The following is a 25,723-nucleotide window of genomic DNA, read 5'->3' on the forward strand; positions in this document are numbered from 1 at the left end:
CGACAACGTTGATAGGGTGCAGGTGTAAAGGTGGCGACACCAAAGCCGAGCACTACTAATTGCCCGTCAGCTTTCTTACAGGGATATGTGCTTTGAGTTGTAGGACTGTCGGTTCTGCTGTATTGCTTCAATATGTTGAAAGAACTGAATGCTGACAGAAAATAAAGAAAGAAGGTCAGAAAAAGATATTCAGGTGGTTATAGCAGTGAGGTTCCACCTCTTCCCATTCCGAACAGAGAAGTTAAGCTCACTCACGCCGATGGTACTGCGATACAATGTGGGAGAGTAGGTAGCCGCCGTTTTTAAGAATAGAGAGTCCTCCGCAGGTCAATGCCTGAGGGGGACTTCTTGCGTTTGTGGATATTCTCCAAAAAAATGTTCCTTCTGTTCTAGTCAGGAGGAACATTCGTTTTATTCGTGATGATATGGCTCGTTGTTCAGAATAGTCATTGCACGGTAGAACTGTTCGGTGAATATCATTCTTATCATCTGGTGCGAGAATGTCATCTTGCTGAGCGAAATCTTCTCGTTTGCGGCTGCGTAGACGGCAGGAGAGAATCCGTAAGGTCCTCCGACAATGAAGATGAGTCTTTTGCTGCCGGCATTCATCTTCTTTTCGAGCCATTGTGCAAACTCTATGCTTCGGCGTTCTGCTCCTGCTTCGTCGAGAAGGATGACGTAGTCACCGGGCTGAATGGCCTTCAGAATCTGCTCGCCTTCCTTTTCTTTCTGTTGCTCTTCGGAAAGATTCTTCGTATTCTTCAGTTCGGGTATTACAACCATCTCGAAGCCCATGTAATGCTTGATTCGGCTGATGTATTCATCGGTCGAGGCTATGAAATGCTTGTCAACCGTCTTTCCTACGACTAAAAATATTGCTTTCATGTAATCCTTAAATCATTTTTTTCCGATATAATCATTTAGATTCATCAGAATGATAAATTTCTGCAAAGATAATGATAAGTTGCGATTTTCGAAAGCCTGTCTGAAGCGAGAATGATAATAGTGCCGAAAAAAGCTGTGTCGTCATTTTCTTGGCGTTTAGGGTTGCACAATTAGCAAAAAATATGTATGTTTGCATTTCAATAAAATTTAAAAAGAAAAAATATGTTGTCAGTAGACGAATTAAACGATAGATTGATTGACTTGGCTTTTGCCGAGGATATAGGTGATGGCGATCATACAACCCTTTGCTGCATTCCAGACGATGCAATGGGCAAGAGTAAGCTTTTGATTAAGGAAGACGGCATCCTTGCCGGCATTGAGATAGCTAAGCAGGTGTTCCACCGTTTTGACCCTACAATGCAGGTTGAAGTGTTTATAAACGACGGAGCAGCCGTAAAGAAGGGCGATATTGCCATGATTGTTACCGGAAAGGTTCAGAGCCTTTTGCAGACCGAGCGTCTGATGCTGAACATCATGCAGCGAATGAGCGGTATTGCAACAATGACCAACAAGTATGTCAAGAAACTCGAAGGCACAAAGACACGCGTTCTTGACACCCGCAAGACAACTCCGGGTATGCGTATGCTCGAGAAGGAGGCTGTTAAGATTGGCGGTGGAGTAAATCATCGTATCGGCTTGTTCGACATGATTCTACTGAAGGACAACCACGTTGACTTTGCCGGCGGAATAAAGAACGCAATAGACAGATGTCACGCTTATCTGAAGGCAAAGAACAAGGATTTGAAGATTGAGATTGAAGTCCGCAACTTCGACGAACTGAATCAGGTTCTGGAGATTGGCGGCGTGAACAGAATCATGCTCGACAACTTCACTCCTGCCGACACAAAGAAGGCTGTTGAACTTATCGGCGGAAGATTCGAGACTGAGTCATCTGGCGGTATAACATTCGACACTTTGCGCGACTATGCTGAGTGTGGCGTAGACTTCATCTCGGTTGGCGCGCTTACTCATTCGGTAAAGGGGCTTGACATGAGTTTCAAGGCTTGTTAAAAAGCGTTGCTGAACAGGAAAATGAAAAGATTAGTATGTAGCACACTCGCTCTCGTGGCGAGTGTCTTTGCTACTGCTCAGGATATACAAAGCAAGATACAGTTTGAAGCACCATTTAAGTTTCCGCTTTTCATAGCGGGAAATTTCGGAGAACCAAGACCGAACCACATGCATGCCGGTCTTGACTTCAAGACTCAGGGAGTTGAAGGTAAGGAGTTGTATTGTGTGGCTGACGGATACATTTCGCGTATCACCATTGGCTTGTTTGGGTTTGGCAATGCGTTGTATGTAACTCATCCTAACGGATACACATCGGTCTATTGCCATTTGCAGAAGTTTACTCCTGAGATAGCAAAGTTTGTAAAACGATACTGCATCCAGCACGAACTGGATATGGTCGACATAAAACTCGAACCTCGCGAGATAAGGGTTAAGCAGGGCGAACTCATCGCGTACAGCGGAAACACGGGAGCATCGCATGGCCCTCACCTGCACTTCGAACTTCACAACACGGCAACCGATGAACTTGTTGACCCTCTGCCTTATTTCAAGCATCTTCTGCAAGATACAATACCGCCGCACGGCAAGGAGATAATGTTCTATCCGCAGAGAGGCGAAGGCGTGATAAACGGACTCACGACAAATCAGCGATACAAGATAAAGGGCGGAATAAGAGGAGTGGTTTGCGATACCATAAATGCGTGGGGGAAGATTGGCGTTGGCATCTACGGAGAAGACATGATGAACAAGACGTACAATCACTACGGCATCTACTCGATAAAACTCTTCGTAGACGGAATACAACGGTTTGAAAGTCATCTCGACAAGTTCTACCCGATAGAGCACAGAATGGTTAACTCATGGGGCGACTACGATGTTTTCAGGAAAAGCCGAATTTGGTTTCTTAAATCTTTTGCTGCGCCGGGAAACTCGTTGCAGATGCTCAATCTCGACAAGAACAGAGGCATTGTCGATATTAACGAAGAAAGAATCTACAAGTTTAAATACATTCTTGAGGACCATTACGGCAACCGCGGAACTGTTGAGTTCAATGTGTTTGGAAAGAAAAGTCCGATACCAGAATATCAAGTTCCGAACGTAAGGCATTTCCTGCACTGGAATCGTACGAACGTTGTTCAGGAGCCGGGAATGGAACTGGCTATTCCGCGCGGACTGCTCTACGACGATGCACCGTTGAATGTTCAGACTATCGTGTCGCCAAAGGGCATTTCGAACACATACCGATTGCACGACGATGTGTTTCCGCTGAACACATGGGCAACGATAATGATTGCCGTGCGCAATCCGCTGCCGGTAGAGACTCGCTGCTATTATGTGGCAATGAAGACCGCAACGGGATGGCGATATATGGGCGGACGATACAACAGCGACAACGGATGGGTGAGCGGCAGAGTGCGCGACCTTGGAGCAACCTACACGGTGCAGGTCGATACGATAGGTCCTCGGTTCAACCCGATAGCGAAGAAGAACTGGAGCAGGCTTGGCGTGGTTAAGTACGTCATCTCCGACAAGGAGAGCGGACTTCTGCACTACAAATGCAAGATTGATGGCAAATTCGCACTTTTTACAAACAAACGTGGAGTGCTGACGTGTCATCTCGAAGATGTTGATATTCAGCGAAACATAAAGCACCGGCTCGAATTTGTGGCAACAGATAATTGTGGCAACAAGACGGTCGATGTGCAGGAATTTGTATATTAGCACAAAAACAAGAAAGAAATTGTAATAGATGGGGAAAAGGTTTACAGTACTGGTAGGACTGCTGCTTTGCATGATTCCGATGCGTGCATGTACCAGTCTGATTGTCGGAAAGAAAGCTTCTGTCGACGGCTCGGTCATTGTGTCGTACAATGCCGACAGCTACGGACTCTATGGCTTCCTTTACCACAGAAACGCAGGAAAACATCTGCCGGGAAGCAAACGGCGAATAAACTGCTGGGATACCAATGAGTATCTCGGTGACATTCCAGAACAGGAATACACCTACAACGTTGTAGGAAACATGAACGAGCATCAGGTAACGATTGTTGAGTCGACCTTCGGAGGACGAAAGGAACTGCTCGACACTCTTCGCGGTCCGGGTGCGCCTAAGATTGACTACGGAAGCCTTATCTACATAGGCTTGGAGCGTTCAAGAACGGCGCGTGAGGCAATAAAGGTCATGACCGACCTTGTGGCGCAGTACGGCTATGCCAGCTCTGGCGAATCGTTTACCATTGCCGATGCCGAGGAGGCGTGGATTATGGATATGATAGGCAAAGGTCCGGGCGGACACGGGGCCGTTTGGGTTGCCGTAAGAATCCCGGACGACTGCATAAGTGGACACGCAAATCAGAGCCGAATTCGCAAGTTTGACATGAGCGACAAGGAAAATGTAATGTATTCTTCGGATGTCGTCTCTTTCGCACGCGAGAAAGGCTATTACAAAGGACCGAACAAGGATTTCAGCTTCAGCGACGCCTATAGTCCTACCGATTTCGAGAGCGCGCATTTCTGCGATGCCCGCATCTGGAGCTTCTTCAGAGCATATAATCCCGAGATAAACAAGTATCAGGACTATATCATGGGCAAGAGCAAAGAGGCGATGCCGCTTTACATCAAGCCAAACCGCCTTCTGTCGGTAAACGAGATTTGCGAGTGTATGCGCGACCATTACGACAATACATTCATGGAAATGGCTAAGGATGCCGGCGCAGGAATGTACGAGTCACCTTACCGTCCAACGCCGCTCACATTCAAGGTCGGCGACAAACTCTACTACAACGAGCGACCAATCTCTACCCAGCAGACTGCTTTCACAACCGTGGCGCAGATGCGTTCGTGGTTCCCTAGTTGGATTGGTGGTGTGCAGTGGTTCGGTACAGACGATGCCAACATGATTGCCTACACTCCGGTGTATTGCTGTACAACCGACATTCCAAAGTGCTTGGCTGGCGGAACGGCTTCGGACATCAAATTCTCGTGGGATTCGAGCTTCTGGGTGTGCAACTGGATTAGCAACATGATTTACATGAAGTATAATCTGATGATTGCCGACCTTCGCGAAGTTCAGAACGACCTCGAAGGCATGTATCACAAGGAACAGCCTAACGTCGAGAGAAAGGCAAAGGAACTTTACGACGACGACCCTCAGCTTGTGCAGACATATCTGACCAACTACTCTAACGATTGTGCAAACAAGACGTTCAAGAGATGGAAGAAGCTGGGCGAGTTCCTTCTGGTAAAGTACAACGACATGACCGTGAGACCGGTTAAGAAGAATACCATCGGAGAATGGGAGTTCAAGAAGACAAAATTCGGCTACGGCGAAGAGCCTACGAGGGTGGGCTATCCAAAGCCTATGCAGGAAGACATTGTAAAGAAGACCGGCGACAGGTTTTTGGTTCCTTCGGAAAATCATGACAAAAAATAACAAAAAGGTTGCGAGAAATTATTTTTTCTCGCAACCTTTTACTATATTTGCCTTATATTTTGTTAAACTAACTATTGAACAAAGTCATTATGGAAAATGATCAGTTAATAAAGCAATGCACAGAAGAGGCTAAGAAGTGGCTTTCTCCTGCATTCGATTCAGAAACACAGGCTGAGGTTAAGGCACTTCTCGAGGCCGAAGACAAATCAGCATTGATTGATGCTTTTTATCGTAACCTTGAATTTGGTACAGGTGGCTTGCGAGGAATTATGGGTGCTGGTACAAACCGCATGAACAAGTACATCGTAGGTATGGCTACTCAGGGTTTCGCAAACTATATAAACAAGGCTTTTGCAGGCAAGAAAGATATTGCAGTTGTGGTTGGTCACGACTGCCGAAACAACTCTCGTCTGTTTGCCGAGACTGTTGCCGATATCTTCTCAGCCAACGGCATTAAGGTTTATCTCTTCGAGGGATTGCGTCCAACTCCTGAGATTTCGTTCGCCATCCGTCAGCTTGGCGCTCAGGCTGGTGTTAATATCACTGCGAGCCACAATCCACGCGAGTATAACGGCTACAAGGCTTACTGGGACGACGGTGCTCAGGTTCTTGCACCGCACGATACTGGCATCATCGATGAGGTTAACAAGGTTTCAATCAACGATGTTAAGTTCGAGCCAAACGAGGATTTGATTAAGATTATCGGCGGTGAGATGGATATCGACTACTTGAAGGCCGTTCATGAGGCTCTTGTAGACCAAGACGTCATCAACCGTCAGAAGGATCTCTGCATCGTTTATTCTCCGCTTCACGGAACAGGTAGAGTTATTATCCCTGCGGCTCTCCGCACTTGGGGATTCCAGAATATCAACGTAGTTAAGGAGCAGATGGTTGTAGACGGCAACTTCCCAACAGTTGTTTCGCCAAACCCTGAGAACTCTGAGGCTATGACTCTCGGTATGAAACTTGGAACTAAGTTGAACGCAGATCTCGTTCTTGCATCAGACCCAGATGCCGACCGTCTTGCCGTTGTGTGCCGCGACTCAAAGGGCGAGTGGTACATCCTTAACGGAAACCAAACAGCCCTGATGTTCTCTTACTACATCATCGAGAACAAGAAGAAACTTGGTCAGTTGAAAGGCAACGAGTTCATGGTTAAGACAATCGTTACAACCGAGACTATCGCTGACATTGCAAAGAAGAACGGTGTTGAGTTGCGCGACTGCTACACTGGCTTCAAGTGGATTGCACGCGAAATCAAGATTAGCGAGGGCGAGAAGAAGTACATCGGCGGTGGCGAGGAGAGCTTCGGTTACTTGCCATACGACAAGGTGCGCGACAAGGATTCGCCAGCATCAATCTGCTTGCTTTGCGAGATTGCTGCATGGGCTAAGGATAACGGCATGACTCTGTACGACCTCTTGATGAAAATTTATCTTGAGTACGGATTCTCTTATCAGTACGCAATCTCGGTTACTAAGCCGGGTAAGAGCGGAGCAGACGAAATCAAGGCTATGATGGAGAACTTCCGCAACAATCCTCCAAAGCAGATTGCCGGCTCGCCTGTAACTGTAATCAAGGATTACAAGACTCTGAAGATGGTGAACAACGGCGTTGAGAGCGATTTGGTTATGCCAGACACAAGCAACGTTCTTCAGTGGTTTACAGCAGATGGTCTGAAGATTTCAGTCCGTCCGTCTGGAACAGAGCCTAAGATTAAGTTCTACACCGAGATTCCGGGTAAGATGGAATGTGCAAAATGCTACGACGGCGCAGTCAAGGAGGCTGAGGCAAGAGTAGAATTGATAAAGAAAGACCTTGGCTTGTAAAAAGAGCAAGGAATAGTCGAATTTTTAGATTTTCTTGGCCCGATGTGGATAATCTCTCCGTCGGGCCTTTTATTATTTTTCTGATGAAAAGAATTTTTTGCATATTTTTGTTGTTCATGGTGCTGCTCTCATCGGTCAGCGCACAGTACAGGCATCGCCGAAAACAGGTTGCCGTTGTGCTGAGCGGCGGCGGAGCAAAGGGAACGGCGCACATCGGCGCGCTAAAGGTTATCGAGGAGGCCGGAATTCCCGTAGATTATGTCGTAGGCACATCTATGGGAGCCATCGTGGGCGGACTGTACTCAATAGGCTACAACGCACACCAACTCGACAGCATATTGTCAAATCAGGACTGGTCAATACTTCTTGCCGACCAACTCAACAAAGATCGATTTCCTTATTACCGAACAAAGGAGCTGATGCCTTTCATCCTTTCCGTTCCGTTTATGAAATTCCCCGGCGAGGTTGTCGAGGGCGGACTGCTGAAGGGAAAGAACATCGAGGCTCTCTTCAACCAACTTACGGCGCAGTATGCCGATTCGCTCGATTTTGACCAACTACCTATTCCTTTTGCCTGCGTGTCGCAGAATCTTGTAAATGGCGATGAAGTTGTTTTCCACGACGGATATCTGGCAAAGGCAATGCGCGCAAGCATGGCTATTCCCGGAGTGTTCACACCTGTTTACAAAGATTCGCTCGTGCTTATTGACGGCGGCATGATAAACAACTATCCGGTTGATGTGGCGCGCTCGATGGGAGCCGACATCATCATCGGCGTTGACGTGCAGAGCGACCTTATGGAAGCGAAAAACCTGTCGTCTGCCATGAGTGTGCTCGGACAACTTATAAACATCTCGGGAAAGGCGCAGTATCAGCTTAATGTTGACCAGACCGACATATATATAAAAGTGAATGTTGATGGCTTTTCGGCTGCAAGTTTCAACAAGACGGCGATAGATACGCTTGTGGCTCGCGGAGAGGATGCTGCGCGCGCCAAGTTCGACGATATGGTCAAGCTGCGCAATATGCTCGGAATTGAAGATGTAAAGCCGCGACCCGACTATATTGTGCCCGATTGGGCTTTGTACTTTATGCGCGACAGCATTCAGCAGCACAAAGCACCTTCGAACTATCTGAGTCTCGGTGCACGGTTCGATAACGAGGATATGGCAGCCCTTATCCTTAACGGAACAATCCAAGTACCGAACCTGCGAAACGGCAGTTATGCTTCGCTTACGGCGCGCCTCGGCAAGATTCTCGATGTTGAGGCAAAGTTGGCTTACGAGCCGATAAAAGGCTGGTTCATCTCGCCTTCGTACATCTTCAACCATCGCGACTTCTCGGTCTACGATGCCGACATAAAGTGTTCTACAGTTACGTTTAACCGCAACATTCTTCAACTCGATTTTGTTCACAGTTGGCGGCATCTGCTCATCGGCTTCGGAATGAAGTATGACAACGTGTACTATACTGATTATCTGTCGAGCGACGGCACGGCTTCGGTTCTCGATAATGAGCATCTGATAAAGTATTTCTTCAGAGTTGAGGGTAATACGATGAACAAACGCTCGTTTCCAACATCGGGTGGTAGATTCAGGACTACATACGAACTTGTTACCGACAATATGTATAAGTACGACAACGAGGCTCCGGTGAGCACCATTGCGGCGTTTGGCGAGGTGGCTTTCCCGATAAGCAAGCGATTCACCATCTTGCCGTCGGCTGCAACGCGTTTCATCGTGGGCAACAACTATTCCATGACGATGGCAAACTGGATTGGCGGCAGAAATCCGTACGGGACGTATCTCGACTCGCAGATACAGTTCTATGGAATAAACAAGATGGAGGCGATAAACAAGATTTTTGTTCAAGGCTCGTGCCGTGCCAACCTCAGGGTTATGGACAACAACTATCTTGTTGCTGCCACAAGCGTTGGCTGGAGCGGTCTGACGTTGTCGTCGGCAATTGAGAGCGAGGGCGAAACTCTTTACGGCGGCATGATAGGATGGGGCTACAACACGTCGCTCGGTCCGATAGAGGCAAGTCTGAATTTTAGCAACCGCACGAAGAACGTCGGACTGCTTCTCTCGTTCGGATTAATGTTTTAGTCGCCTCTTGACTCAGGGCATAATCTTACTCGCGTTTTGTAATATAAATAACGGTTCGTTTTTGTGTATTGAATAAAATGTCTATCTTTGTGCTCTGATAACGAATAAAAACTATAATACAAATATACCAATGGAAAAAACCTGGAGATGGTTTGGAAAGAATGACAAAATAACTCTTTCCATGTTGCGCCAGATTGGCGTGGAGGGTATTGTAACAGCATTGCACGATGTCCCTAACGATCAGATTTGGACTGTTGAGAAGATTATGGACTTGAAGAACTATATCGAGTCGTTCGGCTTGAGATGGTCTGTTGTCGAGAGTCTTCCTGTCTGCGAATCAATCAAGTATGCCGGTCCAGACCGCGACGAACTTATCGAGAAGTATAAGATCAGTCTGGCAAATCTCGGCAAGTGCGGCATTCACACAATTTGCTACAACTTCATGCCTGTGCTCGACTGGGCGCGTACCGAGTTGTTCCATCCAAATCCAAATGGAACAAGCAACCTTTTCTTCGACAAGGTTAAGTTTGCTTACTTCGACATTTACATCCTTCAGCGTAAGGGTGCCGAGGCTGATTATACCGATGAGGTTCTTGCAAAGGCTGCCGAACTGAAGAAGACTATGACGAAGGAGGACGACGACGCTCTTGTTGATACTATCATCGTTAAGACTCAGGGCTTTGTGAATGGTAACATCAGCGAGAACGACTTCAACCCAGTTCAGAAATTCCGCGACTTGCTGGCACTTTACGATGGCATTACAAAAGACCAGCTTCGCGAGAACATGAAGTACTTCTTGAGTGCAATCATGCCAACATGCGAGGAGTGGGGAATGAACATGTGCGTTCACCCAGATGATCCGCCATTGCAGATTCTCGGATTGCCTCGCATCGTCTGCAACGACGAGGATATCAACTGGTTCTTGAGCGCGGTAGACAATCCGCATAACGGACTTACATTCTGTGCTGGCTCTCTCAGCGCGGGACTTCAGAACGATGTTCCTGCCTTGGCTCGCAAGTATGCAAAGCGCACTCACTTCGTTCATCTGCGCAGTACTCAGGTTCAGCCAAACGGCGATTTTCAGGAGGCATCGCATCTTGGTGGTCGTGCCAATGTCATCGAACTCGTGCGCATCTTCGAGCGCGAGAATCCTTCTCTGCCAATGCGCGTAGACCACGGTCCATGTATGCTTGGCGATGAGAACGGCGGATACAACGCAGGCTACAGTTTCCACGGACGTATGTTCGCCCTTGGTCAGGTTGAGGGCGTTATGGCAACCGTTAGAAGAGAGATTGAAGAAGGTAAATAATAATCAATAAAAAAGATAGAAAAAGGATGAATAATCTGTTCGATATAAAGGGTCAGGTAGTTGTTATCACAGGTGGAACAGGCGTGCTTGGCCGTTGCATTGCAGCTTATCTTGCAAAAGAGGGCGCAAAGGTTGTAATCATGGGTCGTAAGGCTGAGGTAGGCGAGAAAATCGCTGCCGGCATCGTTGCCGAGGGTGGCGAGTGCATCTTCCTGAAGACCGACGTTATGGACGAGGCTGTAGTTAAGCAGAACTGCGCCGACATTCTTGCTAAGTATGGCAAGGTTGACTGCCTTCTTAACGCTGCAGGAGGAAATATGCCGGGTGCGACAATCGCTCCAGACGGCAATTTCTTCGACCTTAAGCCAGAGGAGTTCCAGAAAGTTCTGAGCCTTAACCTCACGGGTACGGTTATCCCAACTCAGATTTTCCTTGAGCCTATGGTAAAGCAGGGCAAGGGAAGCATCATCAACTTCTCGTCAATGGCTGCTTTCCGTCCTATGACACGCGTGTGCGGCTATGCTGCTGCCAAAGCTGGTATCTCAAACTTTACGGCGTTTATGGCTAACGAGGTGGCTTCTAAGTTTACCGAGAAGATTCGTGTAAATGCCATTGCCCCTGGCTTCTTCCTTACAGAGCAGAATCTTCGTCTGCTTACAAACGAGGACGGCAGCCTTACAAAGCGCGGCGAAGACGTAATCCGTCAGACTCCGTTCAAACGTTTCGGTAAGCCTGAGGAACTTTGCGGAACAATCCACTATCTTATGAGCGACGCTGCTGCATTCGTAACAGGTACTGTGGCTGTTGTAGACGGTGGCTTCAACAGTTTCGCAATGTAATTTCAGAAACAACTTTTTTTAAATAAGCAAGTTTTAAAGGAAAATGTGGAGGCGCGGATTTCGTGAGAAATCTGCGCCTTTTTTAGTGTCTGAATGTTATGAATAATCGTTGCTGAACTTCTGTTTCTTGTATTCAGATATGGTCATACCTGTAAGCCTCTTGAAGTATCTGCCCAGATGGCTCTGGTTTGTAAACCTGAACTCGTCTGAAATCTCCTGAATGCTGTTTGTCGATGTCCTTATCTTAATTTTTAGTTGCGTAATCACGCGCTCATCAATGTATTCCTTCGCAGTTTTGTGCTCTATTTCCTTTACTATGGTGTTAAGGTATTTCGACGAGATGCACATCTTGTCGGCGTAGAAGTTGACCTCTCGCTCTCTTGCCGAGTATTTTATCGTCAGTTCTACGAATTTATGGAACAGTACGGTGCTGCGTGTCAGCGTTTCCTTGTACTTTATTCCGTTTTCGCGAATCCATTTTTTGCCGGCGCTGTATATGCCAAGATAGATGCATCGCAGTTGCATCAGCATAAGTTCGTGCTTAACCTCCTTGTCGGCGGTTATGAACATGTCTTTTATAAAGTAGAACCATCTTTTTATAACCGTGAGGCTCTCGGGCTTTGGCTTAAGGTGGAAGTTGGCGTGCATGAATCTCATAACCACGTTCTCGATGTTTACCGATGCCATGCACATAAACTCGTCGCTGAAGGTGAAGCACAGCACCCTGAAGTCGGGACTTTTCCGGCAAATCGAAACCGTGTCCGACGGGAACAGGCACAGCACCTCGTCTTGTTGCAGAAGAACTTTGCTGAGGTTTACCTGAATCTCGGCAAGTCCTTGCTCGCACAAGATGATGTATGCGTTGCGGCTGACCGTTGGTGTGCCGATGCTAAATTCTTCGAGTAAATTTTCTGTTATCCTGAAGTAATTCGTGTTTAGATTATTTATTTTGTGGGTCATGATGAAACCTAATTTTTGTACAAAAGTATGCAAAAACATTGTTTTGAGCAAGTGAAATGAATAGGAAATGTAAAATTACTCAAAAAATAATTAAAAAATCTGCCTTAAATATTTGCTGAATTCAAAAAATATAGTATCTTTGCATCGCTTTTCGAAAGAAGAGTACTTCTTAAAGAAGTTTGGAGAGGTGGTAGAGTGGTCGATTACAGCGGTCTTGAAAACCGCCGAACGGCGACGTTCCGGGGGTTCGAATCCCTCCCTCTCCGCTAAAAAGAGCAATCAGATAATGGTTGCTCTTTTTTGTTTTTCGTGTAAAAATGATTGACTTTTTCTGTTTTTTTGTTATCTTCGCTACTGTTTTTTACTTTGAATAAAACAAAAATACAATAACAAAATCTTTGTAACTGAAATATGCTTAAGAGTGAGAAAAGAAAAATTATTTTCAGGCGTTTAGATGCGGAACTGAAACCTCTTGGATGGAAATCACATAAGTCTGCGGACTATCCAACTTATGTGTTTGAAACTGATGTATATAAACTTTCATTCGGTATTGGACTGTATGATCTTGGATATATTCAGTTTAGCAACATTAGTGTTGTTGTTAAGGAAATTGAACCTTACATTTCCGAATGTATTGGAGATGAAGAGGTTGTACCATCTGGCCGAAGAATTGACAATAAAATAATATTCCGCAAAACAATAGAAGATCATAGCGATATAACCAAGTATTATTATCACGTTGCCGATACAGAAGACGATGTAAACATGGTTGTTGATTTTTTCTTGGGTTATCTTTTTGGTACAGCCAAGAAGTTTATCGAAACATATCTGTATCTGCCGAATATTGTGCGTAAGATGGAAGACTTTATTATTAAAGATAGTTCGTGGGTTTGTGATAATGATGAAATGGAGTTTGCTGGCAATTATGACGGGTATTTTAGAGGATTGATTATTTCAAAACTTTGTAACGACCCCAAATTTGATGAAAAATTCAAATATGTTGAAACGAAATTTCTTTCTCGTATTCAAGAGTATGGTGCTGATTTTTGGGGTGAGAGTTTTTACTCCGACTACGAAAAGTTAAAGCAACTCCTTCCAACCATCGAGCCAAAATACAGCATGGACTCTCCAACCGAAGAGGCAGAGATGGAGAAGATTAGAGTCATGGTTGCGAAAAACTTCACGCCAATATCTGCACCAAAAGAAAAGCCGAAAAAAAAGGCTGCAAAGAAATTCGTGCCAACTCCGCCAGAGCAGGTAAACAAGGAACTTTTGGCTCTGCTCGGTAGCGAAGAAAATGCAAGGGAAAATCGAGGTCTGCAACAACTTATGGACTTTTTCTTAGGCAAGAAAGACAACAAAGAAAAGACTGAAAGCACCCAATTACAAAAGCAAACCATAGAGATTGTAGGCAGCTATCTCGATGCCAGCCTCCGCAATCACGGCTTCTGCAACGTGCATCGCTATAAAAACGTGTTCTACTACACACGCCCAACAGATGTTGGCAACCTCATCTTCTCGTTTATGGTCGGCAACAACGGTTGCCTCCGCATCTATCCGCCAAGCATCCGCCTCGACAAGGTCGAAGAATGGATGCAAAAGATTGACATTCCGCTAAAATCGCGCGACGGCGACCATCAAGGAACAATAGAACTCGAGCTTTCGAAGAAAATCACAAAACTAAATGATAGTGAATGTATTAGCGACGAAGATGTTAAGAAGCTCTGCCTTGCCACATGGCAGTTTATCGAAGACAAGTTCGGCGACTTTGTAGAAGACTATTCGTCTCCACAGTTCTTGTGGGAAAGACTCTGCTCAGATATCAAAGCCTATCCCGATTGGGTTAAGATAATCCGCGGCATCACAGCACCAGAGCAGATAATTCGTGGCGTAGTGTTCCTGCGCCTCTGCCGCGACAACGATTTCGAGGATAAGTTCGAACTTGTAAAGAAATTCATCCTAACGGAGTACAAGAGTTTCATTCCGTCGGTAAACCAACTCAAGCATCTCTTGCCTGAAATGAAAAAGGAATACGAAGTTTGTTGTTAATCATTCGGGATGCCTTCGGGTTTCGTTCGGGTTTTCTACGCAGCCTTGGTTCTCTTGTTCCGATTTGGTATCCAAATCATTCTAAAGGCAGTAATGCCGTTCTTTCTCAAAAAAAATGTAACTTTGCATTCAAATGTAAAAACTGATTAATATGGCTAAAATTGTTGTTCTCGACGGATATGCCCTCAATCCGGGCGACTTGTCGTGGAAGGGACTTGAAGAAATTGCAGAAGTAAAGGTTTACGACCGTACCGACGCTTCGGACGTGCTGAAACGCGCCGACGGCTTCGACATAATATTGACAAACAAGGTGGTAATCACGGCTGAGCACATAAAGGCTCTGCCAAGTCTGAGATACATTGGCGTTACGGCTACCGGCTACAACGTGGTAGACACCGAGGCGGCAAAAGAGGCTGGCGTGGTGGTTACCAACATTCCGGCATACAGCACCGAGTCGGTGGCGCAGAAGGTTTTCGCCCTTATTCTTGCCGTTACAAACCATGTTGAGCACTATGCCGACCTGAACCGCTACGGCCGTTGGAGTCAGAATGCCGATTTCTGCTACTGGAACACTCCGCTCACCGAACTTCACGGAAAGAAGATGGGCATCATCGGATTGGGCAACACCGGAATGGCTACGGCCCGAATTGCTCAGGCTTTCGGAATGGATGTGTATGCCTACACTTCAAAAACGCCGCTGCAACTTTCGCATACGGGCATACATAAGGCAGAGTTCGAAGGACTGCTGTCTACCTGCGACTTCGTGAGCCTTAACTGTCCTCTCACCGAAAGCACTCGCGAGATGATGAACCGCAGCACCATAGAGAAGATGAAGAATACCGCCATGCTGATAAACACGGGGCGCGGCCAGTTGGTAAACGACGTGGAACTTGCACAATGCCTTAACGAACGCGTTATTTACGCCTATGGAGCCGATGTGCTAAGCGTTGAGCCGCCGTCAAAAGACCATCCGCTTATTCGCTGCCAATACGCTTACATCACTCCGCACATTGCGTGGGCAACAACCGAGGCGCGCCAGAGACTTATGTCGCAATGCGTTGAAAACGTAAAGGCATACATTGATGGTAAACCGATAAATGTGGTTAATAAATAGAAAATGAGAAATCCGTCTTTCGACAGTCAAGAGTTTGGCGCAGAAAGATGGATTTTTTGTTGTATTTTGAAAGCCATTCTTTTGCGGATATAGAAAATTTGTGTATTTTTGCACAATCGGAACGCTCCCAAAGATATTAGAAGTAATCTGGTGCATTCGCCAGAGCTTTTTTACGAGACTATATTAAAAGGACTGTTGCAAACTTCGTATAGCAACGACCTCACAAAGTAATAGGGGAGCGTTCCTTTTATTTTTATAAACAAAGACCTATGATACACCAGAAACAAGATTTGTTTTTTGATAAGGAAGCCGTCCATAACCAGCTGAAAAACTTGGAATCGGCAGAGCAACTTGCGCAGATATTATATGATGCTGTTAATGATGAACGGTCAGGATCATATTGGTTAAATGTAAGTTTTTTACACTGGGGAGAAAGATGTACTGTTGGATGGGGCGTGAATTGCTGCGCTTATAAATTAAAATATTTTGCAGACACCTCGAACGGCGATTATGACAGATTAAGAATATTCAACATACCAAAGCGAAAGGGCGGTTTTAGAGAAATCGTTGCTCCGAAGCATGCTTTTAGAGTACGACTGAAAGCTATTCTGAAAATTCTGCAATCGTACGAGAAAGCAACTCCGTGGGCTTATGGGTTTGTGCAAGGACGCTCTGTTGCCGATAATGCCGCGCTGCATACTGGCAGGAATTTCGTGCTGAATATCGACCTTAGCAATTTCTTTCCAAGCATCACGCGCGAGCAGGTAAAGCAAGTCCTTTCAGCAAAGCCTTTCGAGTTCTCGCCGTTTGCCGTAGATTTTATTTCGGGGCTTTGCACCTATCGCAAAGATGGTGTTGACGTTTTGGCGCAGGGATTCCCAACATCGCCGTTGCTCTCTAATTTTGTGTGCCGCCAGATGGACGAGGATATTGCAAAGGTGGCTGCCGAAAACAACGTAACATTCTCGCGCTATGCCGACGATATCACGTTCAGTTCGGATGTAAATGTGTTCGACTTCAACGGGGCATTCTATAACAGAATTAAGGAGATAATCTCGTCATACGGCTTCGTTATAAACCAAAAGAAGGTTCGTTTGCAGTCTAAAACACGCCATCAGGAGGTTACGGGCATCGTTGTAAACAAGAAACTGAACGTTTCGCGCCGTTACATCCGCGAGATTCGCACATTGTTGTTTGTCTGGAAGAAATACGGCTACGAGGCGGCTTGCTGCTGTGCGTATCGAAACAACCGAAAGAAGGACTATCATAAGTATTACTATAGCATAGAGGTGAGCAAGTTTCTGAGGGGCAAAATCAATTATCTCGGAATTGTTCGCGGAAAGGATGATTCTATCTATCTTCGGTTCAAGGCACAGTTTGACGAGTTGTACAAAAACGAGTCGGACGTGATGGAGAGTTACAGAGATATGCTTGAAAAACATCGCCTTCGTCGCGAGAATAATTCTGAAAGTGAAGAGCAGTCTGATAAGTCGTGCGGAGTTTCTACAAACGATGAGGCCGGCAATTCCGTTTCTGCAAATTCAAGTACCGACGGCAATGGCTATCAGACAAGAATTGACCGCAACTCATATTTACGTGATGCTGATGATAAAGACAGAAGAAAAAATGATAGAATAGCAATTATTATTATTTGTATTGCATTCCTTTTGATTTTCTGCTTGTTTATCAAAGCTTTCTTTTAAAGTGTAAACTAAAAAAAATCGCCGTTCTTGCAAGATACAGGAACGGCGATTTTTTTATATAAAGCAGTCGAATTCGTCAACAATGCCAAGCAGATTCATCTCCTCGTCAACCACCAGAAGCGAGTGGATTTTGTTCTTGTGAAGCGTCCGCAGCACATCGTCCACCTTAACTGTTGGAGCGATTGTCTTCGGCTTTTTCGTCATCACGTCGCTCACGTTAAGGTTGAAGAAATTCTGCTGATTGTTCTGCATTGCTCGGCGCACGTCTCCATCGGTAACAATACCGTCTATGCGGCTGCCAGTCATTATTATCACCAGTCCCACCTTTCCTTGGCTTATGTGCGTTATTGCCTCGCTCAGTTTCATTTCTGGCGGAACGATAGGCAGATTATCCTTGCGCATAATGTCCTTGGCTCTGGTTAGCAAACGGTGGCCGAGCGAGCCGCCCGGATGGAACTGAGCAAAGTCCGTTGCCTTAAACTCGCGCATCTCTATCAGGGCGCAGGCAATGGCATCGCCCATGGCAAGCGTGGCGGTGGTAGACGACGTAGGCGCAAGATTAAGCGGACAAGCCTCGCGCTTCACCTTTATGCAGATGTGGCATGTGCTGTGCTTGGCAAGAAGCGATTCGGGATTGCCCGACATGCCTATAACCGGAATGTCATTCTCGTTTAGATACGGAATTATGCGCAGAAGCTCGTCGGTCATGCCCGAGTTGCTGATGGCCATAACCACGTCGCCCGTGCGAATCATTCCGAGGTCGCCATGATAGGCATCGAGCGGATTGATGAAGAACGACGGTGTGCCCGTACTGGCAAGCGTTGCGGCAATCTTCGCGCCAATGTGTCCCGACTTGCCCACGCCTGTGATAACCAGCTTGCCCTTGCAGTTAAGGATGATTTCCACAGCCTTGTCGAAATCGTCGGTAAGCTGCGGAATGAGGTCGAGCAGAGCCTGAGCCTCATCTTGCAGGCATTTTATGGCATATTCCTTTATCTTGCTCATCGTCTTGTTACTTTTCTATGAGTTTTCCGATGAGTTCTTCCAACTCGTTAAGATACAGCATGTTCGGACCGTCCGAAAGAGCCTTCTCCGGGTCGGGATGTGTCTCGAAGAAGAATCCGTTTGCACCGAAAGCCTTGGCAGCCAGAGCCATAGACGGCACAAACTCGCGGTTTCCGCCAGTCTTTCCGCCGGCTGCTCCGGGACGCTGAACGCTGTGCGTGCAGTCCATGATAACGGTCGGCGTAAACTGCTTCATATCAGGAATATTGCGGAAATCTACCACCAGATTGTTGTATCCGTAGATGTTTCCACGCTCGGTAAGCCAGATGTTGTCGTTTCCGCTCTCGCGCACCTTCTCTACGGGGAACTGCATGTCGAGTCCCGAAAGGAACTGCGCCTTCTTTATGTTTACCGTCTTTCCGGTTTTTGCGGCGGCAACCAAAAGGTCGGTCTGTCGGCATAGGAAGGCTGGAATCTGAAGCACGTCAACTACTTCGGCGGCTGGTGCAGCCTGATGGCTCTCGTGAATATCGGTCAGAAGTCGCAGGCCGTACTTCTGCTTTATGTCGGCAAGCATCTGCAAGCCCTTTTCGAGTCCCGGACCGCGGTAGCTCGATATCGAAGTTCGGTTAGCCTTGTCGAACGATGCTTTGAAGATTATGTCGATGCCGTATTTCTTGTTTATTCTTACAAGTTCCTGCGCAACGATGTCGAGACATTCAGCCGACTCTATTACGCACGGTCCTGCTATGAAAACTTGCTTGCTCATTTTTGGTATGTTTTAAATATAAGGATTCATTAGTTTTTCCTCGCCGATGTTTGTTTCTGGACCATGACCGGGATATGCCGTAACATCATCGGGCAGAGTCATTATCTTAGTCTTCAGCGCACGAGAGAGAGCCTCGTAACTTCCGCCCGGAAAGTCGGTTCGCCCGATGCTCATGCGGAAGAGCGAATCGCCCGTAAAGAGCACCTTCTCTGCCTCGCAATAGAAGCAGATGCCGCCGTTTGTGTGTCCCGGCGTTTCTATGATGCCGAATGTGTGCGAGCCGAACGCAACCGTATCACCCTCGTTAAGGCAACGGCCAAGCGGAACGATTTCCTCGTGCGATTCATCGCCCATGAACATTACAACCTGCTGGTCGAGATGCTGATAGATTTCGATGTCGCCGCCGTGTGCCTCGGGCTTCAGTCCAAATTCGTGATTGATGAAGCTGATGCCCCACGAATGGTCGAAATGCAGGTGCGTGTTGAGCATGTGCTTGAGCGTCAAGTTATTATTGTTGATAAACTTCTTGACAGCTTCCTTCTCGTTGGCATATCGCATTCCGGGGTCGATGATTACCGCCTCGTTGGTTTCGTCCCAAACGATGTAGCAGTTTTCCTGCAATTCGTTGCAGCGAACGGTGTGAATGTTTAGCATTTCGTTTTTTTTGCTTTAAAGTGAGACGTAAACCACCTTCTTTGTCTCGAAGAATTCCTCGGTAAACTCGTTGCTGAGGCTTGTTATCGTGGTGTGGTTCTTGAATTGCATTGTCTCGTTCTCCAGTTCGCCGCCCTTCAGGCAGATGACGCCGTTTGGAAGGGCGTTGCGCTGCTCTTTTGCTATGTTCTTGCGCACAATCTTAATCATGTCGCCAAGCGGCATCACGGCGCGGCTCACAACAAAGTCGAACTTGCCTTTTTCCTCCTCGCCGCGGCAATGGCAGAAATCGATGTTCTTCAGTCCTATCTTCTCCGAAACATCGCCGGCAACCTTCAGTTTCTTGCCGATGCTGTCGATAAGGTGGAAGTGCGTGTCGGGGAACATTATTGCCAGCGGCACGCCCGGAAATCCGCCTCCGCAGCCAAAATCCATTACCTTTGTGCCCGGCTTGAAATTGATGACCTTGGCTATGCCCAGAGAATGAAGAACGTGGTGTTCGTACAGATTCTCGATATCCTTGCGCGAGATTACGTTAATCTTCGCGTTCCAGTCGGTGTAGAGGTCGTAGAGGGCTTCGTACTGTTCTTTCTGACGGTTGGTCAGGTTGGGAAAATATTTTGTGATAATATCAATCATTTTTCTTTCGAATAATAGTTTATAACACGTTTAATCGACGAGTCGCTGTACTTGTCCTTGAAGTCGTCTCGCAGAATGTCGTCGAGGTCGCTGTAACTTATTGTCAGTTGCGTTGCTCCAAGAGCGTATGGCGCAATTTCATACACGTTGTAGTAGTATAGTATTCCTTCTTCCTTCAGAAGAAAGTTGTCAGGAGGATAGATGCTCGTTGTGCTCAGATATCCCAGTTTCTTCAGTTCCTGAATCTTGCTTATATGCAGTTTCTTCATCAGGGCATCGAGCAGCATTTCGTTGAGTTTCTTCTCGTATCCTTCGGCATAGATTGAGTCGGCGGTAAGGAGTGCGCCCGAGTTCTTGTCGAAGTTAAGGTAGATGCACATCGGGATGCTGTGTGCTCCGCCTTCGTATTCGGTTGTCTGGATAAGATAGTTGAGTACTCCGAAACAGCCGTTGGCAAACTTTCCGTCGGCCTTGTAGCTGTAGTTGTACCAGCCTTCAACGTGGCTCCCTGCCTCTTCCTGAGCGTAGAGCGGCGCGATGTCGGCAATGTAGCGGTCGCGATACTGCTTGGCAAAAATCTTGCTTTGCTTGTCCAAGTTGTTAGCCTTGTCGAAGAGTTTCTTGCTAATAGTCTTGTTTATCAAGTCCGAAGCCTCGTTGAGCGGCGTTTTTATGTATTGCAGGCTTATTTTTATGCTGCATGCCGGGTTTGGCACAAGGTTGTTTAGCGGATGCCTTTCGTCTATCTTCACCTGCTCATACTGATATTGCGGCAACTGCTTGTCTATCTGCTGCTTTCCGTACCAGAAAAGTCCGCTCGACACGCATATTAGCAACATTGAGCTGATTACGAATACTACACTTTTTTTCATTGCTGATGTGCGTTTACTTGTTCCAATGTTGTTCTAAGGCGAGTGCCTCGTCTTTTGTGAGCCAGATAATTGCGCCGTGCTTCTGCGCGCTGAAGTTGGTGCGCGTCATAGGCGAGCCTTTCTGGTCGAAGTATCCTATCGGCTTGTATGTCTTGAAGTCTGCCGTCTCTACAAATCCGAAGTTGTGCGGATTGGTGCGGTAGTTGTCGAACATCACGATGTACTTCTCCTCGCCGATGCGCTTCCAGCAGTTTGGTGCTTCGTGTCCGCGCTTCTCGCCGTCCTGATAGAGGGTGTCGATGGCATAAGGTCCTGTTATCTTCTTTGCCGTAGCGTGAACAGGCGTTGCCGTATGCTCGTGGCTTACATAGAAGAGATGATACTTGCCTTTGTACTTTATGATGTCGCTGTCTATCACGCTATACTTGTGGTCGGGCGCAGAGAACATCTCGACAGGCTTTGTATCCATGCGTGTAAAGTCGTCGTTGGTATAGATGTAGTAGATGCTTTCCTTTCCTGCGCCGAAGCGTACGGTAAAGTGAACCATTATCTTCTTTGCCTTGTCGTCGTAGCATACTTCGGGAGCCCATACGCAGCCCACGTCGTTCCACTTTCCGCCAAGATATGTAAAGTCGAGGTTTGTGCGAGTCCAGTTAATCAGGTCGAATGATTTCATCAATACAAGACCGCGGTTGTTTCCCCAGCCGTACTTCTTGCCGTCGCGTTCCCACTCGGTGTCGCGAATGCCGTCGCGCTTGCCGAATACATGAAGGTCGGTCATAGCCAGATAGAAGCCGCCGTCGGGGCCGCGGAAGATGTGAGGGTCGCGTATTCCGTGCTGCTCGGCAATGGTATCGCCGGCAATAACGGCCTTGTCGTTATTCAGCGCGCTCCACTTGTATCCGTCGTAGCTTACAGCCATGTGCAGACCGTGGTCGGCATCTTTATGGTAAACCATAAGGTATGCCCCCATCTTGCTTTCATCAACTCTCTTCCTCTTATTTCCATCGGCAGCTGTTGCGCCCGAGTATGCCAAGGCCGCAATAAGTGCCGTAACAAAAAGTTTCTTCATTTAACCTGATTATAGTTTTGCATGGCAAAAGTACAATTCTTTTTTATATAATGAGCCTATTTTTTGAAAAATTGTGTTAAATTTGCACGCAACTTATTTTATACCCAAAAAATAAATGCAGCAAAAAATTATTATTCTTGATTTTGGTTCGCAGACCACTCAACTTATCGGACGTCGTGTCCGCGAGTTGAATATGTTTTGCGAAATCATGCCCTACAACAAGTTCCCAAAGGACGACCCTTCGGTGATTGGTGTCATTCTCTCGGGTTCTCCTTATAGTGTGTATGAAGAGCGTGCCTTCAAGCTCGATTTTGAGCAGATTCGCGGCAAGTATCCTATTCTGGGAATATGCTACGGCGCGCAGCTTATGGCATACACCTTTGGCGGAAACGTAGAGTCTGAGGGCACTCGCGAGTATGGCCGCGCAAACCTTGAGTTTATGGAAGAGGATAACCCAATCCTCAAGGGCTTTGCCAAGAACAGTCAGGTATGGATGTCGCACGGCGATACCATCACAAAGTTGCCTGAGGGCTTCCATTGTATAGCATCAACATCAACTGTAAAGTATGCGGCATACGCTGCCAACAACGAGAAGATTTGGGGCGTGCAGTATCATCCCGAGGTGTTCCACTCTGTTGACGGTACTCTGCTCCTGAAGAATTTCGTGGTTGACATCTGCGGCGGTAAGCAGGACTGGTCTCCGGCTTCGTTCGTTGACCAGACGGTTAAGGAACTGCGCGAGCAGGTGGGCGACGACAAGGTTATCCTTGGCTTGTCGGGCGGCGTGGATTCATCGGTTGCAGCCGTTCTTCTTAACAAGGCAATAGGCAAGAATCTTACCTGCATCTTTGTAAATAATGGTCTTTTGCGCAAGAATGAGTTCGAAGACGTGCTTCGCGACTACGAGTGTCTTGGCCTGAACGTGCGCGGCGTTGATGCTTCGCAGAAGTTCTATACTGAGCTGGCTGGCGTGTGCGAGCCTGAGCGCAAGCGCAAGATTATAGGCGCAGGCTTCATCGATGTGTTCGAGGCCGAGGCTAAGAAGATTGAGGGCGCAAAGTGGCTGGCTCAGGGTACTATCTATCCCGACCGCATCGAGAGCCTCAACATCACAGGAAAGGTTATCAAGAGCCATCACAACGTGGGCGGACTGCCTGAGAAGATGGGCTTGAAACTTTGCGAGCCGCTCAAGTGGCTGTTCAAGGACGAGGTGCGCCGCGTGGGCCGTCAGTTGCAGATGCCTGAGCATCTCATCACTCGCCATCCGTTCCCGGGGCCGGGCTTGGCTGTGCGTATCCTTGGCGACATCACTCCTGAGAAGGTTCGCGTTCTTCAGGAGGCCGACGACATCTTCATTCAGGGTCTGCGCAACTGGAAGGTTAAACTCTCTGGCGAGGAGGCTCGCAAGGTGCTTGCTGCCGGCGTTCCTGCCGACATGAAGGACGGCGAGATTGAGGTAAGCCTATACGACCAGATTTGGCAGGCTGGAGCAATCCTTCTTTCTGATGTCAAGAGCGTAGGCGTTATGGGCGACGAGCGTACATACGAGAATCCGGTTGCCCTTCGTGCCGTTACATCGGCCGATGCCATGACAGCCGATTTCGCTCACTTGCCATACGAGTTCCTTGCCGAGGTTAGCAACAAGATTATCCGCAACGTGCGTGGCGTAAACCGCGTATGCTACGATGTATCTTCAAAGCCACCAGCAACAATCGAGTGGGAGTAAAAAACTTTCTTCAAATATACAAGAGTCTCAGCCTTTCGGGCATGAGGCTCTTTATTTTGCTCAAAACCCGAAGGCATCCCGAAGGATAATCGAAGAATCATCGGCAAAATGCCAAAGATTGTGCCTGCCTTATAATGCTTAATGAGCGTTTTTTTATAACTTTGCAATTATATAACCTAATAAAAAAGATATGATAACAGGCGAGATAAAAAACAGAATAGACAGTATCTGGGATACCTTTTGGACTGGTGGCATTACAAACTCAATTACCATATTGGAGCAGATGACTTATCTGTTCTTCATGAAGATGCTCGACGATGCACAGCGCACAAAAGAGGCTAACGCAAATGCTTTTGGAGTGGCTGTTAAAGACCCTACTTTTGGGCAGGGCACATGGCATAATCCCGAAACAGACCGCGACGTCGATTATAACGACTTGCGATGGAGCGTGTTCAAGAACAAAGAACCCGAGGAGATGTTCCGAACCGTAAGCAAGGATGCTTTCATCTTCATCAAGACTTTGAACGAGGGCAAGGAATCAGCCTACAGTAGGTTTATGGAGAACGCCACGTTCCTTATCCAAAGTCCGCGAACTCTGACTAAGATTGTTGAGGGCATAGACCATCTCGATATGAACAACCGCGACACGATGGGCGATACTTACGAGTATATTCTTGGCAAGATGGCGGCATCGGGCAACAACGGTCAGTTCCGAACTCCTCGTCATATTATCCGTATGATGGTCGAGATGATGCAGCCTACTCTTAAAGATACCATTTGCGACCCAGCCATGGGTAGCGCGGGCTTTATCGTAGAGAGTGCCAAGTACATAAAGGAACACTATCAGTCTGAGTTGCTGAAGAAGGAAAATGCCGACCATTACAAGAACGGCATGTTTCATGGCTTCGATACCGATTTTACTATGCTGCGCATAGGAGCGATGAACCTGATGCTTCACGGCGCGGACAATCCTGATATTCAGTACCGTGACAGCCTTTCAACCGATAATTCCGATGATAGCAGATATTCTCTTTGTCTGGCTAATCCGCCGTTTACAGGTAGCCTCGACTATGAGGCTGTAAGCAAGTCTCTGCTTGCCATCGCCAAGACAAAGAAAACCGAGCTTTTGTTTGTCAGCCTGTTTGTGCGTATGCTGCAGATTGGCGGCAGATGTGCAAGTATCGTTCCCGATGGCGTGCTGTTTGGCAACAGTACGGCGCACAAGGCTTTGCGCAAGGAGTTGATTGACAACCAGCGCTTGCAGGCGGTCATTTCTATGCCGTCTGGCGTATTTCAGCCTTATTCGGGCGTTTCTACGGCTGTGCTCGTATTTACCAAGACAAACGCTGGCGGAACAGACAAGGTGTGGTTCTATGATATGAAGGCTGATGGCTACACGCTCGACCAGAAGCGCACGGAATGTCAGGAAAACGATATCCCTGATGTGGTGGCGCGTTTCAAGAATCTGGAGGGCGAGGCTGAGCGCACACGCAAGGACCAGTCGTTCCTTGTTCCTGTCGATGAGATACGCGCCAACGATTACGACCTCAGCATAAACAAGTACAAGGAGGTGGAGCGCGTAAAGGTTGAGTATGATGCCCCTGAGGTGATATTCAACCGCATAGAACAGTTGCAAGGCGAGATAAATGCGGCTATTGCCGAGTTTAAGTCAAAAATGATGTAAAA

Annotated in this window: 20 protein-coding genes, 1 tRNA gene and 1 rRNA gene; 14 read left to right on the plus strand and 8 right to left on the minus strand. The window is 47.1% G+C overall.

Annotated features, from left to right (window positions below):
- Positions 1 to 189 precede the first annotated feature (189 nt).
- A 5S ribosomal RNA gene (rrf, locus tag T538_RS0111185) occupies positions 190 to 302 on the plus strand.
- A gap of 109 nt (positions 303 to 411) precedes the next feature.
- Here rrf and rlmH read toward each other — a convergent pair.
- Positions 412 to 885 carry a 23S rRNA (pseudouridine(1915)-N(3))-methyltransferase RlmH gene (rlmH, locus tag T538_RS0111190; protein ID WP_031533914.1) on the minus strand — a complete coding sequence of 158 codons (474 nt, stop codon included), beginning with the start codon at positions 883 to 885 and terminating at the stop codon, positions 412 to 414.
- A 222-nt stretch (positions 886 to 1,107) separates the two neighbouring features.
- On the opposite strand from rlmH, the gene nadC reads away from it, so the two are divergent.
- The 7 genes from nadC (at position 1,108) to T538_RS0111230 (ending at position 11,474) form a co-directional block, all read left to right on the plus strand.
- Positions 1,108 to 1,956, plus strand: coding sequence for a carboxylating nicotinate-nucleotide diphosphorylase (nadC, locus tag T538_RS0111200; RefSeq protein ID WP_031533913.1), 849 nt, complete (start codon positions 1,108 to 1,110; stop codon positions 1,954 to 1,956).
- A gap of 21 nt (positions 1,957 to 1,977) precedes the next feature.
- Entirely contained in the window at positions 1,978 to 3,678 is a 1,701-nt protein-coding gene (locus tag T538_RS0111205) for a M23 family metallopeptidase (protein ID WP_031533912.1), read from the plus strand.
- 28 nt (positions 3,679 to 3,706) lie between these two features.
- Positions 3,707 to 5,389: a dipeptidase gene (locus T538_RS0111210; protein WP_031533911.1), complete on the plus strand. Its 1,683-nt coding sequence runs from the start codon at positions 3,707 to 3,709 to the stop codon at positions 5,387 to 5,389.
- An 89-nt stretch (positions 5,390 to 5,478) separates the two neighbouring features.
- Positions 5,479 to 7,218: a phospho-sugar mutase gene (locus T538_RS0111215; RefSeq protein ID WP_031533910.1), complete on the plus strand. Its 1,740-nt coding sequence runs from the start codon at positions 5,479 to 5,481 to the stop codon at positions 7,216 to 7,218.
- An 83-nt stretch (positions 7,219 to 7,301) separates the two neighbouring features.
- Entirely contained in the window at positions 7,302 to 9,326 is a 2,025-nt protein-coding gene (locus T538_RS0111220; RefSeq protein WP_031533909.1) for a patatin-like phospholipase family protein, read from the plus strand.
- Between the two features lie 130 nt (positions 9,327 to 9,456).
- The gene (gene uxuA / locus T538_RS0111225; protein ID WP_031533908.1) at positions 9,457 to 10,635 is read left to right on the plus strand and encodes a mannonate dehydratase; all 1,179 of its coding nucleotides are present in this window, start codon (positions 9,457 to 9,459) and stop codon (positions 10,633 to 10,635) included.
- A 26-nt stretch (positions 10,636 to 10,661) separates the two neighbouring features.
- Entirely contained in the window at positions 10,662 to 11,474 is an 813-nt protein-coding gene (locus T538_RS0111230) for an SDR family oxidoreductase (protein ID WP_031533907.1), read from the plus strand.
- A 96-nt stretch (positions 11,475 to 11,570) separates the two neighbouring features.
- On the opposite strand, the gene T538_RS17785 is transcribed toward T538_RS0111230, so the two are convergent.
- Entirely contained in the window at positions 11,571 to 12,434 is an 864-nt protein-coding gene (locus T538_RS17785) for a helix-turn-helix domain-containing protein (protein ID WP_051656048.1), read from the minus strand.
- Between the two features lie 181 nt (positions 12,435 to 12,615).
- Between T538_RS17785 and T538_RS0111240 the strand changes: the two genes are divergently transcribed.
- From T538_RS0111240 to T538_RS0111255, 4 genes are all read left to right on the plus strand, one after another.
- A tRNA-Ser gene (locus T538_RS0111240) sits at positions 12,616 to 12,700 on the plus strand.
- Between the two features lie 247 nt (positions 12,701 to 12,947).
- Positions 12,948 to 14,483, plus strand: coding sequence for a hypothetical protein (locus T538_RS0111245; RefSeq protein ID WP_155993140.1), 1,536 nt, complete (start codon positions 12,948 to 12,950; stop codon positions 14,481 to 14,483).
- Between the two features lie 151 nt (positions 14,484 to 14,634).
- Positions 14,635 to 15,597 carry a D-2-hydroxyacid dehydrogenase gene (locus T538_RS0111250; protein WP_031533904.1) on the plus strand — a complete coding sequence of 321 codons (963 nt, stop codon included), beginning with the start codon at positions 14,635 to 14,637 and terminating at the stop codon, positions 15,595 to 15,597.
- 269 nt (positions 15,598 to 15,866) lie between these two features.
- Entirely contained in the window at positions 15,867 to 17,300 is a 1,434-nt protein-coding gene (locus T538_RS0111255; protein WP_081834970.1) for a reverse transcriptase family protein, read from the plus strand.
- A 54-nt stretch (positions 17,301 to 17,354) separates the two neighbouring features.
- Here T538_RS0111255 and T538_RS0111260 read toward each other — a convergent pair whose 3' ends face one another.
- The 6 genes from T538_RS0111260 to T538_RS0111285 are packed head-to-tail and all read right to left on the minus strand — an operon-like array spanning position 17,355 to position 22,311.
- Positions 17,355 to 18,305, minus strand: coding sequence for a KpsF/GutQ family sugar-phosphate isomerase (locus T538_RS0111260; RefSeq protein WP_031533902.1), 951 nt, complete (start codon positions 18,303 to 18,305; stop codon positions 17,355 to 17,357).
- A 7-nt stretch (positions 18,306 to 18,312) separates the two neighbouring features.
- Entirely contained in the window at positions 18,313 to 19,074 is a 762-nt protein-coding gene (gene kdsA, locus T538_RS0111265; protein ID WP_031533901.1) for a 3-deoxy-8-phosphooctulonate synthase, read from the minus strand.
- Positions 19,075 to 19,086: 12 nt separating this feature from the next.
- On the minus strand, positions 19,087 to 19,728 hold the full coding sequence (locus T538_RS0111270; protein ID WP_031533900.1) for an MBL fold metallo-hydrolase: 642 nt from the start codon (positions 19,726 to 19,728) through the stop codon (positions 19,087 to 19,089).
- A 15-nt stretch (positions 19,729 to 19,743) separates the two neighbouring features.
- Positions 19,744 to 20,364, minus strand: a complete 621-nt coding sequence (rsmG, locus tag T538_RS0111275) for a 16S rRNA (guanine(527)-N(7))-methyltransferase RsmG (protein ID WP_031533899.1) — start codon at positions 20,362 to 20,364, stop codon at positions 19,744 to 19,746.
- Positions 20,364 to 21,239 carry an RsiV family protein gene (locus tag T538_RS0111280; protein ID WP_081834969.1) on the minus strand — a complete coding sequence of 292 codons (876 nt, stop codon included), beginning with the start codon at positions 21,237 to 21,239 and terminating at the stop codon, positions 20,364 to 20,366. The genes rsmG and T538_RS0111280 overlap by 1 nt, the downstream gene beginning before the upstream one ends.
- A gap of 13 nt (positions 21,240 to 21,252) precedes the next feature.
- Entirely contained in the window at positions 21,253 to 22,311 is a 1,059-nt protein-coding gene (locus tag T538_RS0111285; RefSeq protein WP_231497105.1) for a glycoside hydrolase family 43 protein, read from the minus strand.
- Positions 22,312 to 22,426: 115 nt separating this feature from the next.
- Between T538_RS0111285 and guaA the strand changes: the two genes are divergently transcribed.
- The gene (guaA, locus tag T538_RS0111290) at positions 22,427 to 24,037 is read left to right on the plus strand and encodes a glutamine-hydrolyzing GMP synthase (RefSeq protein WP_031533896.1); all 1,611 of its coding nucleotides are present in this window, start codon (positions 22,427 to 22,429) and stop codon (positions 24,035 to 24,037) included.
- A 190-nt stretch (positions 24,038 to 24,227) separates the two neighbouring features.
- Positions 24,228 to 25,721: a class I SAM-dependent DNA methyltransferase gene (locus tag T538_RS0111295; RefSeq protein WP_031533895.1), complete on the plus strand. Its 1,494-nt coding sequence runs from the start codon at positions 24,228 to 24,230 to the stop codon at positions 25,719 to 25,721.
- The last annotated feature ends 2 nt before the right edge of the window (positions 25,722 to 25,723 follow it).

Source organism: Bacteroides sp. Ga6A2 (genome assembly GCF_000702225.1).
GTDB lineage: Bacteria > Bacteroidota > Bacteroidia > Bacteroidales > Bacteroidaceae > Ga6A1.